This is a genomic window from Bradyrhizobium zhengyangense (assembly GCF_022012435.1).
GTDB classification, from domain to species: domain Bacteria; phylum Pseudomonadota; class Alphaproteobacteria; order Rhizobiales; family Xanthobacteraceae; genus Bradyrhizobium; species Bradyrhizobium zhengyangense.
Genome location: NZ_JAKLUA010000001.1, coordinates 1099589 through 1112140 on the forward strand (window position 1 = coordinate 1099589; position 12552 = coordinate 1112140).

15 protein-coding genes are annotated in these 12552 nt (G+C 63.5%); 3 read left to right on the top strand and 12 right to left on the bottom strand.

Annotated elements, in window-relative coordinates; translation table 11 throughout:
• The first annotated feature begins 56 nt into the window (after positions 1 to 56).
• Both L6637_RS05385 and glsA read left to right on the top strand, forming a co-directional pair.
• Entirely contained in the window at positions 57 to 278 is a 222-nt protein-coding gene (locus L6637_RS05385; protein ID WP_237858557.1) for a biotin/lipoyl-containing protein, read from the top strand.
• 142 nt (positions 279 to 420) lie between these two features.
• Complete coding sequence (gene glsA, locus L6637_RS05390) at positions 421 to 2268, top strand: glutaminase A (protein ID WP_237869504.1); 1848 nt, start codon at positions 421 to 423, stop codon at positions 2266 to 2268.
• A 7-nt stretch (positions 2269 to 2275) separates the two neighbouring features.
• On the opposite strand, the gene L6637_RS05395 is transcribed toward glsA, so the two are convergent.
• Together L6637_RS05395 and L6637_RS05400 are read right to left on the bottom strand one after the other, a co-directional pair.
• Positions 2276 to 2578: a nucleoside triphosphate pyrophosphohydrolase family protein gene (locus tag L6637_RS05395; protein ID WP_237858564.1), complete on the bottom strand. Its 303-nt coding sequence runs from the start codon at positions 2576 to 2578 to the stop codon at positions 2276 to 2278.
• 26 nt (positions 2579 to 2604) lie between these two features.
• Positions 2605 to 3132, bottom strand: a complete 528-nt coding sequence (locus L6637_RS05400) for a carboxymuconolactone decarboxylase family protein (protein ID WP_237858565.1) — start codon at positions 3130 to 3132, stop codon at positions 2605 to 2607.
• Between L6637_RS05400 and L6637_RS05405 the strand changes: the two genes are divergently transcribed.
• Positions 3131 to 3391 (top strand): hypothetical protein, encoded by a 261-nt coding sequence (locus L6637_RS05405; RefSeq protein ID WP_237858566.1) that lies wholly within the window; start codon positions 3131 to 3133, stop codon positions 3389 to 3391. The genes L6637_RS05400 and L6637_RS05405 overlap by 2 nt on opposite strands.
• 222 nt (positions 3392 to 3613) lie before the next feature.
• Here the strand turns inward: L6637_RS05405 and L6637_RS05410 are convergent, their stop codons facing one another.
• The 10 genes from L6637_RS05410 to L6637_RS05455 all read right to left on the bottom strand — a co-directional run bounded on the left by L6637_RS05410 (position 3614) and on the right by L6637_RS05455 (position 12545).
• On the bottom strand, positions 3614 to 3967 hold the full coding sequence (locus L6637_RS05410; RefSeq protein ID WP_237858568.1) for a Zn-ribbon domain-containing OB-fold protein: 354 nt from the start codon (positions 3965 to 3967) through the stop codon (positions 3614 to 3616).
• Positions 3964 to 5100 (bottom strand): thiolase family protein, encoded by a 1137-nt coding sequence (locus L6637_RS05415; RefSeq protein ID WP_237858570.1) that lies wholly within the window; start codon positions 5098 to 5100, stop codon positions 3964 to 3966. Before L6637_RS05415 ends, L6637_RS05410 begins: the two co-directional genes overlap by 4 nt.
• 9 nt (positions 5101 to 5109) lie before the next feature.
• Positions 5110 to 6309 carry a CaiB/BaiF CoA transferase family protein gene (locus L6637_RS05420; RefSeq protein ID WP_237858571.1) on the bottom strand — a complete coding sequence of 400 codons (1200 nt, stop codon included), beginning with the start codon at positions 6307 to 6309 and terminating at the stop codon, positions 5110 to 5112.
• Positions 6310 to 6424: 115 nt separating this feature from the next.
• Complete coding sequence (locus L6637_RS05425; protein WP_237858572.1) at positions 6425 to 6631, bottom strand: hypothetical protein; 207 nt, start codon at positions 6629 to 6631, stop codon at positions 6425 to 6427.
• Between the two features lie 116 nt (positions 6632 to 6747).
• A complete protein-coding gene (locus L6637_RS05430) occupies positions 6748 to 7917 on the bottom strand; it encodes an acetyl-CoA acetyltransferase (protein ID WP_237869506.1) in 1170 nt (389 codons plus the stop codon).
• Positions 7918 to 7977: 60 nt separating this feature from the next.
• Positions 7978 to 8628 carry a bifunctional 4-hydroxy-2-oxoglutarate aldolase/2-dehydro-3-deoxy-phosphogluconate aldolase gene (eda, locus tag L6637_RS05435; RefSeq protein WP_237858574.1) on the bottom strand — a complete coding sequence of 217 codons (651 nt, stop codon included), beginning with the start codon at positions 8626 to 8628 and terminating at the stop codon, positions 7978 to 7980.
• Between the two features lie 30 nt (positions 8629 to 8658).
• A complete protein-coding gene (locus tag L6637_RS05440) occupies positions 8659 to 9627 on the bottom strand; it encodes a sugar kinase (protein ID WP_237858575.1) in 969 nt (322 codons plus the stop codon).
• A gap of 29 nt (positions 9628 to 9656) precedes the next feature.
• Positions 9657 to 10643, bottom strand: coding sequence for a D-erythronate dehydrogenase (denD, locus tag L6637_RS05445; RefSeq protein WP_237869508.1), 987 nt, complete (start codon positions 10641 to 10643; stop codon positions 9657 to 9659).
• Positions 10644 to 10719: 76 nt separating this feature from the next.
• Entirely contained in the window at positions 10720 to 11595 is an 876-nt protein-coding gene (locus tag L6637_RS05450) for a carbohydrate ABC transporter permease (RefSeq protein WP_237858577.1), read from the bottom strand.
• Positions 11596 to 11597: 2 nt separating this feature from the next.
• Positions 11598 to 12545 carry a carbohydrate ABC transporter permease gene (locus tag L6637_RS05455; RefSeq protein WP_237858578.1) on the bottom strand — a complete coding sequence of 316 codons (948 nt, stop codon included), beginning with the start codon at positions 12543 to 12545 and terminating at the stop codon, positions 11598 to 11600.
• Positions 12546 to 12552: the final 7 nt, after the last annotated feature.

The window sequence follows — 12552 nt, forward strand, 5'->3', positions numbered from 1 at the left end:
ACTTTGTGAACGACGCTACCTCAGGCATTTTGCGACGACAACAAAAAGGCGATGGCATGCCAGAAATTAAGATCGTGACGGAGGTCGCCGGCCGCATCTGCGCAACTCCCGTGCAAGTTGGAGGAACTGTCGCCGATGGCGACGACGTTGTGGTCGTCGAGGCCATGAAGATGGAGATACCGGTAGCCTCTCCTGCATCAGGCACGCTGAAATTACTGCTCGTGAAGATCGATGACCTCGTTGCCGAGGGACAAGCGATCGCGATCGTCGCGAGCTGAGCACGCGCCATCAGCGGCTCCTCGCGGCCGTGACAATCTGGAGCAGATGATATCGGAATGGCGCGCGGCATCTTGCGTTCGGGCGCCACCACAGGAGGCCGGACGGGTTGCGTGTTCCCTGATTGCGTTGCACAAGTGAGCGATGATAGCGCAACCGTCGCATGCCTCCGCCTGGACCCGCTCGAAGCCGCCGCTGCTGCGGTTTCTCGACACATGCCTGAATGAATTCTCCGCGGAGACCTCGGGCGCGGTTGCGGACTACATCCCCGAGCTGAGCAAAGCCGACCCTGCCTATTTTGGCATCAGCCTCGCCACGCTCGATGGCCACGTCTATGAAGTCGGCGACTCCAGGGTGCCCTTCACCATCCAGTCGCTGTCAAAACCGTTCGTGTTTGCGCTGGCACTGGATCTCTTGGGCGCGGGCAAGGTCGAGAGCGCAATCGGTGTTGAGCCCTCGGGCGATCCCTTCAACTCGATCCGGCTCAATGCGGACAACCATCCGTTCAATCCGATGGTGAATGCAGGCGCGATCGCCTGCACGGGATTGATTTACGACAGCAAGGGCCCTGAGGCCTTTGAGCAGATCCGGCTTGCGCTCAGCCGCTTTGCCGGTCGCGATCTCGCCGTCGATGAGGCGGTCTACTCCTCCGAGAGCCAGACCGGCGACCGCAACCGCGCCATCGGCTATCTGCTCAAGACCAATGCGGTGATCTCGGACAATGTCGCCGGCGTCCTCGACGTCTATTTCCGGCAATGCGCGGTGCTGGTCACCGCGCGCGACATCGCGGTGATGGCCGCAACGCTGGCCAATCGCGGCGTCAATCCAGTCACGAACGAACAGGTGGTGACGCCGTATGCGATTTCGCGCACGCTGTCGGTAATGACGTCGTCGGGTATGTACGACTATGCCGGCGAGTGGATCTACCGCATCGGCATTCCCGCCAAGAGCGGCGTTGGCGGCGGCATCCTGGCTGCACTCCCTGCCCGTCTCGGGCTCGGCAGCTATTCGCCAAAACTCGACAAGCATGGAAACAGCGTGCGCGGCATCAAGGTCTGCGAGGCGCTGTCCTCGCACTATGATCTGCACATGCTCAACCGCAGCGACGACGCCCGCAACGCCGTGATCGCCGACTACGATATCGGCAAGAGCCCGTCACGCCGCGTCCGCCGTCAGCAGGAGCGCGACATCCTCGCCGCGCACGAGCAAGCCGTGCGCGTGATCGAGCTGGTTGGCGTGCTGTCATTGTCGGCCGTCGACTATGTCTCGCGGCGGCTCGCCGGGCGGCCGCGACCGCAAATCGCCGTGTTCGACCTGCACCGCGTCACCTCCACGACCCGCGCCGGCGCCCGGCTGTTCGCCGAAGCCTTCGAGGAGCTCGCCGCGCTTGATGTCACCGTGGTGATCTCAGGCGTTCGTCGCGCCTCCAAGGAATGGGACACGCTGCGCGAATGGACGGCCGAATTGAAGAACGTCCGCGACTTCTATCTGCTCGACACCGCGATCGAATGGGCGGAAGACCAGATCGTCTATCGCTACGGCGGCTCGATCGACTTTCACGAGACCACCGAGCTGTCGGAGCAACCGCTACTCGACGGCCTCGGCGCGGAAGAGCTGACGGATCTTGCCTCGATCTGCACCATCAGGACCTATCAGACCGGCGCAAAGATCGTCACGACCGGCGATCCTGCCGATGCCCTGTTCTTCCTGCGCAGCGGCGCGGTGCACGTCACCCTGCCCGATGGCGTGCGCCTGGCGACGCTCACCGCCGGCATGGCCTTTGGCGAGATGGCGTTGATCGAGACCACCCGCTCCGCCGACGTGTTCGCGGACATGGCAGCGACGGCATTTGAAGTCCCGCTGAAGGACTTTGAGCGCTTTCGCAGGCAGCACCCGCGGGCGAGCGAGCGCATCATGCGCAATCTGGCGCAGCTATTGGCCGATCGCCTGATCGTTGCCAACACCAAGGTGGATATCCTGACGTCGACGTAAGCTAAGCTTAGCGGCTCGCCGCCTCGCTGATGCGCCGCTTGATCTTGGCAGCACTTGCTTTCAGCAGTTCGGACGGCTGGTGGCCGGTGGCGGCGCACAGACAGGCCCAGTAGTAAATGACATCGCCGAGCTCTTCGACGAGACCCGCCTTGTCGAGCCAGTCGTCGCGGAGCAGCTTCTTGATGTGCTCGGCGACCTCGCCGGCTTCACCGGCGAGGCCCAACCCGAGATAGGACAGCCGCTCGTTCGAGGGCTGCTCATCGACTTTCGCAATGGTTGCGGCCCAGACCGCATATTCATCGATCGTCATGGCCATTCCTCGCGGCTCGCGCCTGATCAGCCCACCACTTCGGTGACGGGCTGGAGATCGATCTCAAATGTCTCCAAGAACTTTGACGTCATGATGTAGAAGCCGATCGAGAGCTGAAGCTCGACCAGTGCCGCCGGCGTCAGTCTTGCAGCAATCGCCTTGAAGGTCGCATCCGTCGGCTTCTTCAGCTTGACGATCTCATCGGTGAAGGCGAGTGCGGCGCGCTGCGTCTCATCGAAGCAGTCTGCGGCCTGCCAGTTCTCGAGCGCCTCGTTCTGCGCGTCGGTGACGCCGACATTCTTGCCGATGCGCTTGTGCGCGATGATCTCGTACGGCGCCTCGCACAGAATCCCGGTGCGCGTGATCGCGAGCTCCCGCACGATGGGGTCGAGCTCGCCCTTGTGCCTGATGGCGCCGCCGAGTCGGCAATACTGCTCAAAATAGCTCGGCGAGTGCGCCATCATGCGGAAAATGTTGGCGTTGCGGTTCTTGTCGAGGATTTCGCGGGTGCGGTCCGACGCCTTGGACGGATCGCTGTAGTCGATACGGGCCATGATTTACCTTGAGTTTTTCCTGACGCCTTTGAGGCTTATTGTCGTTACCGGAATAAGTTCCCAAAAACTCTATTCGCAGCCCGACGCAGGAGCAACATCATCGAGTCAAATTGCCGCCGCATTGCTGATCGACCTTGGCACAGTCGATATTCGCCGCGTGGGGACACATTGCGGTGAATACTCGAGTGGGGTGTTCCGAGTAAAAACAATTGGCCGTCTGCGCGCTTACCACGCAACGATGAGTCACGCCCAAGTCTAGGGAGAAAACGGCATGAAGGAAGCCTCCAAGGGGGCGGCCTCGGAAGCGCTCGCGCATATGCTGGCGGTGATGGCAATGCTCGTCATCGCCAGCATATTGTTCTACGCGCGCTGAGTTGGAGTTTTACAGTTTTCGCCATTCCGGGGTGGCCCTCGCACAGGCCAGGCCCAGAATTCCCGTTCCAGGCTCGGTCCCATGACCGCCCCCGAATGGCGAAATCCCTTACTTCGTAAAAAACGGTACCAGCTTCCCGGCAAAAGGCTTGAAGCTCGCCGTGACCGCATCGCCGATGGCCAATCCGTTGTCGCCATGGGCCATCATGCGAAATCCCTCGGCGCAATCGACCAGCAGGATATTGTAGGGCACGTGCGCGCGCGTCTCGGTCGTGGCGGCGCGGCAGACCAGCGAGGTCGCATAGACCCTGCCTTTGCCGCTGGCACGCGCCTCGCGCGGACCTGCGGTTCCACATGCGGCGCAGAAGGCGCGGTGGAAATACTGGACATGACCGCACGCGGCGCAGGTCTGGTAGGTGATGGCCTCTTCGCCCCTGGTCCAGTCGGCCAGACGTTCGCTCATCTCACTCGCTCCAGAAACATGCTGACGTGGGACGACAGCACGCCGCCGTCACCGTGCAGCAGCGCAATCGAGGCGTCCCGCACCTGGCGATTCGCCGCCCGCCCCGTCATCTGCAAATGTGCCTCGACCAGATGCGCCATGGCCCCGCCGACGCCGCAATGGCCGTAGCTGAGCAGGCCTCCATGGGTGTTGAGCGGCATCGCACCGTCGCGGCCGAAATGACCCGATCGCACGCGCGCAGCCGCCTCGCCTCGTCCAGCAAGGCCGAGGTCCTCCAGCAGCATGGCGAGTGTGATGGTGAAACTGTCGTAGATCGCGGCGTAACGCACGTCTGATATCGCCAGGCCCGTGGCCTCCTTCGCGCGCGCGATGGAGATCTCGGCGCCGAGCTCGCTTAAGCCCGGCGCGGCGGTGACGTGCTGATGCGTATGCGCCTGGGCACACCCGCGGATGCGCACGCCGGCGTCGCCGGTCCGCTCGCGACTGATGACGAACGCCGCGCCGCCGTCGGACACCGGGCAGCAATCGAGCAATTTTAACGGCATCGCCACCGGCTTCGAGGCCATGACGTCGGCAACCGAAATGGGATCGTGGAATTGCGCGCCGGGATGAGTGCAGGCGTGCGCACGCATCAGCACCGCGAATTCGGCGAGGTCTTCTTCGGTCAGGCCGTATTCGTGCATGTATCTGCTAGCAACGAGGCCATAGTAAGCGGGGATGGTCGGACCGAGCGGCACCTCGTAGTCGGGGTGGCCGACCTGTGCCAGCGCCTGGATCGAGGCGTCGCGGCTCTGGCCCGTAAGGCGATTCTCGCCGGCAACGACGAGCACGTTACGGCAGACACCCTCTTCGACAAGATGATGGGCGAGCATGGTCATCGCAAGGCCGGTGGCGCCGCCGACCTGCACGGCGTGGGCGTAGGACGGGCGGATGCCAAAATGCTCGGCGAACACCGTCGCCAGCATGATGTGCGGCGAGACGGTGGAATAGCCGCAGAGGATACCGTCGATTTCCGCACGCTTGAGGCCGGCATCGTCGAGAGCGAATTGCGCCGCCTTGCTCATCAGGTCGAGCGAGGATGAGCCGTCGTGCTTGCCGAAAGGCGTGAGGCCGACGCCGGTGATGAAGCTCATGGCGCTCTCCTACTCCGGCGCCGAGCGCGTGGCGCCGTCGCGGACCATGGCAGCGATCTCGTCAGCGGAGTAGCCGATCTCGCGAAGAATCTCCGCGCCATGCTCGTTGAGGCGTGGCGCGAGGCGCACGGGTTCAGCCTCGGTCTCCGACCAGGTCGCCGTCACCTTCATGCTGCGGATTGGGCCTTCGGTTGGATGGTTGACGACCGGAAAGAAGCCGGTCGCCTCCAGATGCTCGTCGTGCAGGATCGAGGCGAGATCGTGCATCGGCATGACGGGCACATCGGCCCTGGTCAAAAGGTCGATCCACTCGGCGGTGGTGCGCGCCTCGAAGATACGCGCGAGCTCGGCATAGACGACATCGATATTGGCGGCGCGGCCGGCGAAAGTCGCGAACTTTGGATCGGCACGCAGATCGTCGCGGCCTGTCGCCTTGAAGAAATTCTCCCACTGCTTGTCGTTGTAGACGATCACGCTGAGATAGCCGTCCGAGGTCTTGTACGGCCTGCGGTCGCGCGAGAGGTGCCGGGCATAGCCGCCCTTGTCGAGCGGCGGCTCATAGGTGAGTCCGCCCATGTGATCGCCCATGACGAAACCGGCCATGGTCTCGAACATCGGGATGTCGACCCGCTGGCCGCGCCCGGAGCGGTCGCGATGCACGAGGCTGGCGCAGATCGCGCCGACGGCGGTGAGGCCGACGATGCGATCGACCAGCGCATTCGGCACATAGCGTGGCACGCCGTCGCCGGTCTGAGCCATCAGCGCCGGCAGCGCGGTCGCGCCCTGGATCAGATCGTCATACGCGGGTTTAGCAGCATAGGGCCCGTCCTGGCCGAAGCCGAACACGCCGGCATAGACGAGGCGCGGATTGATCTCCGAGACGACGTCATAGCCGAGCTGCAGCCGCGCCATCGCCTGCGGGCGGACGTTGTAGACGAGCACGTCGGCATCCTTCAGCAGCCGCAGCACGGCTTCGCGGCCTGCGGGCTTCTTCAGGTCGAGGCAGATCGAGCGCTTGCTGCGATTGGTGTTGAGGAACACCGGGCCCATGCCGGTGTGCCGCATCGGGCCGATCAGGCGGGTGACGTCGCCGTCGAGCGATTCCACCTTGATGACGTCGGCCCCGTAGTCGCCGAGCATCTGGGTCGCATAGGGGCCCATCAGCACGGTTGTCATGTCGACGACCTTGATGCCCTTCAACGGCCCCATTGGTTCGCTCCCGATTGCGCGCACTCAAGATGCGCGATTTCGGTCCAGCTAAGGGGAGTAACGGCACATGCGCAAGGGCGGCCGGCGTATGGCCGCATGCGCATGGACGCAGCCGCTATTTCTTCTGGCGGGATTCGCGGATCTTCATGAGACGCTCGAGCTCGTCGTTCTGCTGGTTGATGCGGTCGGCGATGCGCGACTCGTTCTGCTCGCCGGAGGCGGCGGCAGCCTGCTCGATCAATTGGCGGATGTTGTCCTCGAGGATCGCGATGCGATCGTTGAGAGCTTCGATAGAGAGTGAATCTTCGTAGTCATTGCCCATGATGCATTCCCTGCAAATCAATCAGGAGCATTAAGGCGAGCTGGAACCGGCCCACCATGATCTAACGCAAGGAAAAGGTGGGCACGGCGCTTGCGCCTGTGCCCACCTTACAAGACCTATTTCAATGGCTCGAGAACCGAAACGTAGTTGGCGACCGCGGCGCCGCCCATGTTGAAGATGCCGCCCAGCCTGGCGTTCTTCAGCTGCATGCCCTCGGGCGCTTGCCCGGCGAGTTGCATCGCGGTCATCACATGCATGGAGACGCCGGTAGCGCCGATCGGGTGGCCCTTGGCCTTCAGGCCGCCGGACGGATTGACCGGCAGCTTGCCGTCCTTGAGCGTCCAGCCCTCCTTGATGGCGCGGGCTCCCTGCCCCCTCGGCGTCAGTCCCATCGCTTCGTACTCGATCAGCTCGGCGACGGTGAAGCAGTCATGGGTCTCGACGAAGGAGAGATCGGACAGCGTCACGCCCGCCTTCTCCAAGGCGCGTTGCCAGGCAACCGTGCAGCCCTCGAATTGGAGGATGTCGCGCTTGCTCATCGGCAGGAAATCCTGCGCATGCGCGGTGGCACGGAAGCCGATCGACTTGCTCATCCCCTTGGCGGTCTCGGCGTCGGCCAGCACCAGCGCGGCGGCGCCGTCGGACACCAGCGAGCAGTCGGTGCGCTTCAGGGGGCCTGCGACATAAGGATTTTTCTCGCTCTCGGCGCGGCAGAAGTCGAAGCCGAAATCCTTGCGCATCTGGGCAAAGGGATTGGCGACGCCGTTCTTGTGGTTCTTGGCCGCGATCAGCGCCAGCGCATCGGACTGGTCGCCGTATTTCTGGAAGTAGGAGCTGGCGATCTTGCCGAACACGCCGGCAAAGCCGCCGACCGTGTCGCCGTCCTCGGGCAGATAGGAGGCCTTGAGCAGGTTCTTGCCGATCTCGGGCCCGGGCGTGCGGGTCATCTGCTCGACGCCGACGACCAGCACGATCTTGGCGGCGCCAGCGGCGATCGCGCGCAGGCCCTGATGCACGGCAGCAGACCCCGTGGCACAGGCATTTTCGACGCGGGTCGCCGGCTTGAAGCGCAGTTTCGGGTCGGCCTGGAGCACCAGCGAGGCGGTAAAATCCTGCGCCGAGAAGCCAGCGTTGAAATGGCCAAGCACGATCTCGTCGACATCGGAGGCCGAAATGCCGGCATCGGCCATCGCCTCATTGGCGACCCGGGTGACGAGGCTTTCGACAGTTTCGGTGTCGAACTTGCCGAACGGCGTATGCGCCCATCCGACGATGCTGGCAGTCATGGTCTTCTCTCCCTGGCGGTCTCTTGCTGACCTAAGTCTTAGCCCAGGGATGGCAAGACTTCACGCGGGTTTAAGGGCCTGGAGGGTGCGCTGGCAGATGGCAGTTATGCCGGCCCAGTTCCCGGCCCTGATCTCCGCCGTCGGGCACAGCCAGGAACCGCCAACACAGACCACATTTGGCTCGGCGAGCCAGGTCGCTGCATTGGCCTCGCCCACCCCGCCGGTCGGGCAGAACCGCACATTCGGGAACGGCCCGCCAAGCGAGCGCAGGCCCTTGATGCCGCCGGCCTGCTCGGCCGGGAAGAACTTGGCGACGTCGAAGCCGTAGGACAGCGCCGTCATCAGCTCGGACGCCGTGGCAATACCGGGTGCGAACGGCAGGGAGCTATCTCCGGCGACCTTGAGGAGATCGGGGGTCAGGCCCGGGCTGATGCCAAAGGCGACACCGAGCTTCTCGACACGGGTGAAGTCGGCCGGAGTGAGAATGGTGCCGATGCCGACCACCGCATCGGGGACCTCGGCCATCATCGCCCGCGCCGCCTCGATCGCAACGGGCGTCCGCATGGTCACCTCCAGCGTGCGAACGCCGCCGGCCACCAGGGCTTTTGCCAACGGTACGGCATCCTGGATCCGCTCGATGGTGAGCACGGGAATGACGGTCGCGGCCTTGAACAGCGCGACGAGGTGGTTCTGTTGGGCAGCAGTGGGCATCTCAGGGATCTTTTCGTTGACGTGGTCGCGTTACTTCGTGGCTTGGCGCGTGGTTGCCGGCCGGTGCCGCTTCTTCGGCGGCATGGCATAGCCCGGAATGATGGCGCCGGGATAGCAAATCACGAGGCTGGCGAGGCGATGGCCTGATTGGGCCGCCTCGACCGGATCGGAGCCGCCGAGCCGGGCCGCGATATAGGCCGCGGCAAAGCTGTCTCCGGCAGCGGTGGTATCAACGACGGGCTTCGTCATGGGTTCAGCGCGGACCTCGTGGGTACCACCGGGGTAGCGCAGCAGGCTGACGGGCTCGGCGAGCCGGAACACCAGCTCCGGCGTCGGGATGCGCGCCATCAATTGCTCGGGGCTCTCGCCGGGATAGAGCGCGAGCAGATCCTCGGCCGACGTCAGCACGATGTCGGCGGCCGCAAACGCCGCGGCAAACACCTCGCGCGCGACGTCGCGATCGGGCCAGCCGCGTGCGCGGAAATTAGTGTCGAACACGAAGCGGGTGCCGAGCAGGCGTGCGCGCTTGATCGCCGCGAACAGGCGATCGCGCCCGGCCGCGTCGTAGATCGAGAGCGTGATCGCGGAGAGATAGACGATGTCATAGCTCATCAGCGAGTTGAGCAGCTCGTCGGTCTCCGGGAGGCTCATCAGCTGCCGCGCCGCCGCGCTGTCGCGCCAGTGGAAGAACTGGCGCTCGCCGTTGGCATCGAGCTGGATCATGTAGAGGCCGGGCAGCTTCCCCGGCAGCCGCACGACACGGCGCGTGCCGACGCCCTCGGCGTTCCAAGCCGCGATCATTTCCTCGCTGAGGCCGTCGTCGCCGAGCGCGGTGAGATAGTCGACCTTGACCTCGAGCCGCGCCAGATAAACCGCCGTGTTCAGGGTATCGCCGCCGAAGCCACGCGAGTACAGGCCACCGCCCTGCCCGGCAGACTGGCCGCCCTGGGCCTGCCGAAGCTCGACCATGCATTCACCGATGCAAGCCACGCTCGCCATCGTCATATCCACGCTGTTCGTCTGATAGCTCAGGCGACGAAGTTGCCGCCCAGCTCGTCTTCGATGTGAATGCGGATGATATCGTCGAAATTCTTCTCGGCGGTGGTGAAGCCGAGCTCGAGTGACCGCTTTGCGTTGAAGTTGCGCGGCCAGCCACCGACGATGCCGACGATGAAAGGATCGGGCTCACGCTTGATGCGGGCAGCAACCTTCTCGCCGGCGACGCGCTTCAAGGCCGCGATCTGCTCGCCGACGGTCGCCGACAGGCCCGGCATCGTCAGATTGCGGCGGGGACCGACCGTGGCGAGGTCCATGGTGCCGGCGTGCAGCAGGAAGCCGACGGCCGAGCGCGGCGTGGCGTGCCAGTGGCGAACGTCCTCGGACACCGGAAGGATCGCTTCCTTGCCGGCCAAGGGCTCGCGCAGGATGTTGGAGAAGAAGCCCGATGCCGCCTTGTTGGGCAGGCCGGGCCTGATGCAGATGGTCGGCAGGCGGATGCCGATGCCGTCGAGGAAGCCGCGGCGGGAATAGTCCGCGAGCAGCAACTCGCCGATCGCCTTCTGGGTGCCATAGCTGAGCAGCGGGGTGTGGAAGAATTCGTCGCCGATCGCATCCGGGAACGGCGCGCCGAACACCGCGATCGAGGACGTGAACACCACGCGCGGCTTGTAGCCGCCACCGACCAGCCTGACAGCATCCAGCAGCATCCGCGTGCCGTCGAGATTGATGCGGTAGCCCTTGTCGAAATCGAGCTCGGCTTCGCCCGAGACGATGGCGGCGAGATGGAAGATCACATCGGGACGGCCGGCGATCAGCTTCTCGGCAGCGCCCGGCACGGCGAAATCGCCCGAGACGGTCTCGACGGCAAAACCTGATTTCTCCGGCTTTTTGGGCTCGACCACGTCGTGCATGGTCAATTTGGTGATGTCGCTCTTGCCGAGACGGCCGTCGCGCAAGAGACGTTCACACAATTTGCGGCCGACCATGCCGGCGGCGCCCAGAACCAGAATGTGCAAGAGCCTACTCCTTCTTATTGGCCGGAACGCGCCGCTCTTGAGACATGTTGGCGCGTTCTCAGGCAGGCCCCGCTGGTCATTCCTTCACGGCGCCGGTCATTGCCGACACATAGTACTCTACGAAGAAGGAATAAAGGATAACTACGGGGACCGAGCCGGTCAGGGCCGCCGCCATCAGGGCGCCCCAATGGTAGACGTCGCCATTGACGAGCTCGGTGATGGCGCCGACCGGAATGGTCTTGTTCTCCGAGGAGGAGATGAAGGTCAGCGCGTAGATGAACTCGTTCCAGGACAACGTGAAGGCGAAGATGCCGGCGGAGATCACTCCCGGCAGAGACAAAGGAAGCGTGATCTTGACCAGGATCTGCAGCCGCGTGGCCCCGTCGATCAGCGCGCATTCCTCCAGCTCATAGGGAATGGTGCGGAAATAGCCCATCAGCAGCCAGGTGCAGAACGGGATCAGGAAAGTCGGATAGGTCAGGATCAGCGCCAGATTGCCGTCGAACAGGCCGAGCTGGAACACGATCGCGGCGAGCGGAATGAACAGGATCGAGGGCGGTACGAGATAGCCAAGGAAGATCGCAAGGCCGACATAACGCGACCCCTTGTAGCGCAGACGCTCGATCGCATAGGCGGCGCAGACGCTGGCGAACAGCGAGATGAAAGTTGAGGACACCGAGACGATCACCGTGTTCCACATCCACAGCGGATAGTCGGTCTCGAAGAACAGTTTTGTGATGTGCTCGAACGTCGGATGTACGATCCAGAACGGATTGTACTTCTCGTAGTCGTACATCTCCGCGTCCGGCTTGAAGGTCGCGACCGTCATCCAATAGAACGGAAACAGCAGGAAGACGACGATCAGGCCGAGCGGAAGGTAGACGCGGAGAAACTTCCGCGGAAAACGTTCGAGGTAGTCCATTCCGACGCTTTGGTCGTCCGCGGTGCTCATGGTCAGTCCCTTCCGCCTTGCTGCCAGCGAGAGCGCTGAAGCCCGAAGAAGCTCAACAGGATCGCCGCAACCAGGAACGGGATCATCGCATTCGAGATCGCTGCGCCCTCGCCAAGATTGCCGCCGGTGATGGCGCGCTGGAACGACAGCGTCGCCATCAGATGCGTGGCGTTGATCGGACCGCCGCGCGTGATGGTGTAGATCAGCTGGAAGTCGGTGAACGTCATCAGCACCGAGAACGTCATCACGACAGCGATGATCGGCGACAGCATCGGCAACGTGATGTGACGGAATCGCTGCAGATTGGTGGCGCCGTCAAGATTAGCGGCCTCGTAAAGCGAGGGAGAGATGGTCTGGAGTCCGGCGAGAAGCGTAATCGCAACGAAGGGCACGCCGCGCCAGATGTTGGCGACAACCACCGACCAGCGCGCATTCCAGGGATCGCCGAGGAAGTCGATGTAGCGCGTGATCAAGCCGGCCTTGATCAGCACCCAGGAGATGATCGAGAACTGGCTGTCATAGATCCACCAGAACGCGATCGCCGAGAGCACCGTCGGCACCACGAAGGGCAACAGTACGATAGCCCTGATCATCGACTTGAACGGCAGCCGCTCATTGAGCAGCAGCGCCAGGTAAAGACCGATCGCAAATTTCACGATGCTGGCGGCCACGGTGTAGAAGATGGTGTTGAACACCGACAGCCAGAACACGGAGTCCTTCGCCAGCGAGACGAAGTTTCCGAAGCCGATGAAGCGCCCGACCCCGCCGATCTTGGTGTCGGTCATGCCGAGCCACAGGCCGAGCACCAGAGGGTAAGCCAGAAACAGAATGAGGATGGCGATTGCCGGCACCATGAACATGGCGCCCAGGAAGTTTCGGCTTTCGAACGCCCTGCTCCACAAACTGCTGCGCTTGACCTGCGCAGCGGCGGGCTCGGCGATAACGGCCATGTCGGAC

What these genes read in the sequence shown, in the direction of transcription:
- L6637_RS05385 (WP_237858557.1), top strand. Translation starts at nt 57, where the DNA reads ATGCCAGAAATTAAGATCGTGACGGAGGTCGCCGGCCGCATCTGCGCA.
- glsA (WP_237869504.1), top strand. Translation starts at nt 421, where the DNA reads ATGATAGCGCAACCGTCGCATGCCTCCGCCTGGACCCGCTCGAAGCCG.
- L6637_RS05395 (WP_237858564.1), bottom strand. Translation starts at nt 2,578, where the DNA reads ATGACGATCGATGAATATGCGGTCTGGGCCGCAACCATTGCGAAAGTC.
- L6637_RS05405 (WP_237858566.1), top strand. Translation starts at nt 3,131, where the DNA reads ATGATTTACCTTGAGTTTTTCCTGACGCCTTTGAGGCTTATTGTCGTT.
- L6637_RS05400 (WP_237858565.1), bottom strand. Translation starts at nt 3,132, where the DNA reads ATGGCCCGTATCGACTACAGCGATCCGTCCAAGGCGTCGGACCGCACC.
- L6637_RS05410 (WP_237858568.1), bottom strand. Translation starts at nt 3,967, where the DNA reads ATGAGCGAACGTCTGGCCGACTGGACCAGGGGCGAAGAGGCCATCACC.
- L6637_RS05415 (WP_237858570.1), bottom strand. Translation starts at nt 5,100, where the DNA reads ATGAGCTTCATCACCGGCGTCGGCCTCACGCCTTTCGGCAAGCACGAC.
- L6637_RS05420 (WP_237858571.1), bottom strand. Translation starts at nt 6,309, where the DNA reads ATGGGGCCGTTGAAGGGCATCAAGGTCGTCGACATGACAACCGTGCTG.
- L6637_RS05425 (WP_237858572.1), bottom strand. Translation starts at nt 6,631, where the DNA reads ATGGGCAATGACTACGAAGATTCACTCTCTATCGAAGCTCTCAACGAT.
- L6637_RS05430 (WP_237869506.1), bottom strand. Translation starts at nt 7,917, where the DNA reads ATGACTGCCAGCATCGTCGGATGGGCGCATACGCCGTTCGGCAAGTTC.
- eda (WP_237858574.1), bottom strand. Translation starts at nt 8,628, where the DNA reads ATGCCCACTGCTGCCCAACAGAACCACCTCGTCGCGCTGTTCAAGGCC.
- L6637_RS05440 (WP_237858575.1), bottom strand. Translation starts at nt 9,627, where the DNA reads ATGGCGAGCGTGGCTTGCATCGGTGAATGCATGGTCGAGCTTCGGCAG.
- L6637_RS05450 (WP_237858577.1), bottom strand. Translation starts at nt 11,595, where the DNA reads ATGAGCACCGCGGACGACCAAAGCGTCGGAATGGACTACCTCGAACGT.
- L6637_RS05455 (WP_237858578.1), bottom strand. Translation starts at nt 12,545, where the DNA reads ATGGCCGTTATCGCCGAGCCCGCCGCTGCGCAGGTCAAGCGCAGCAGT.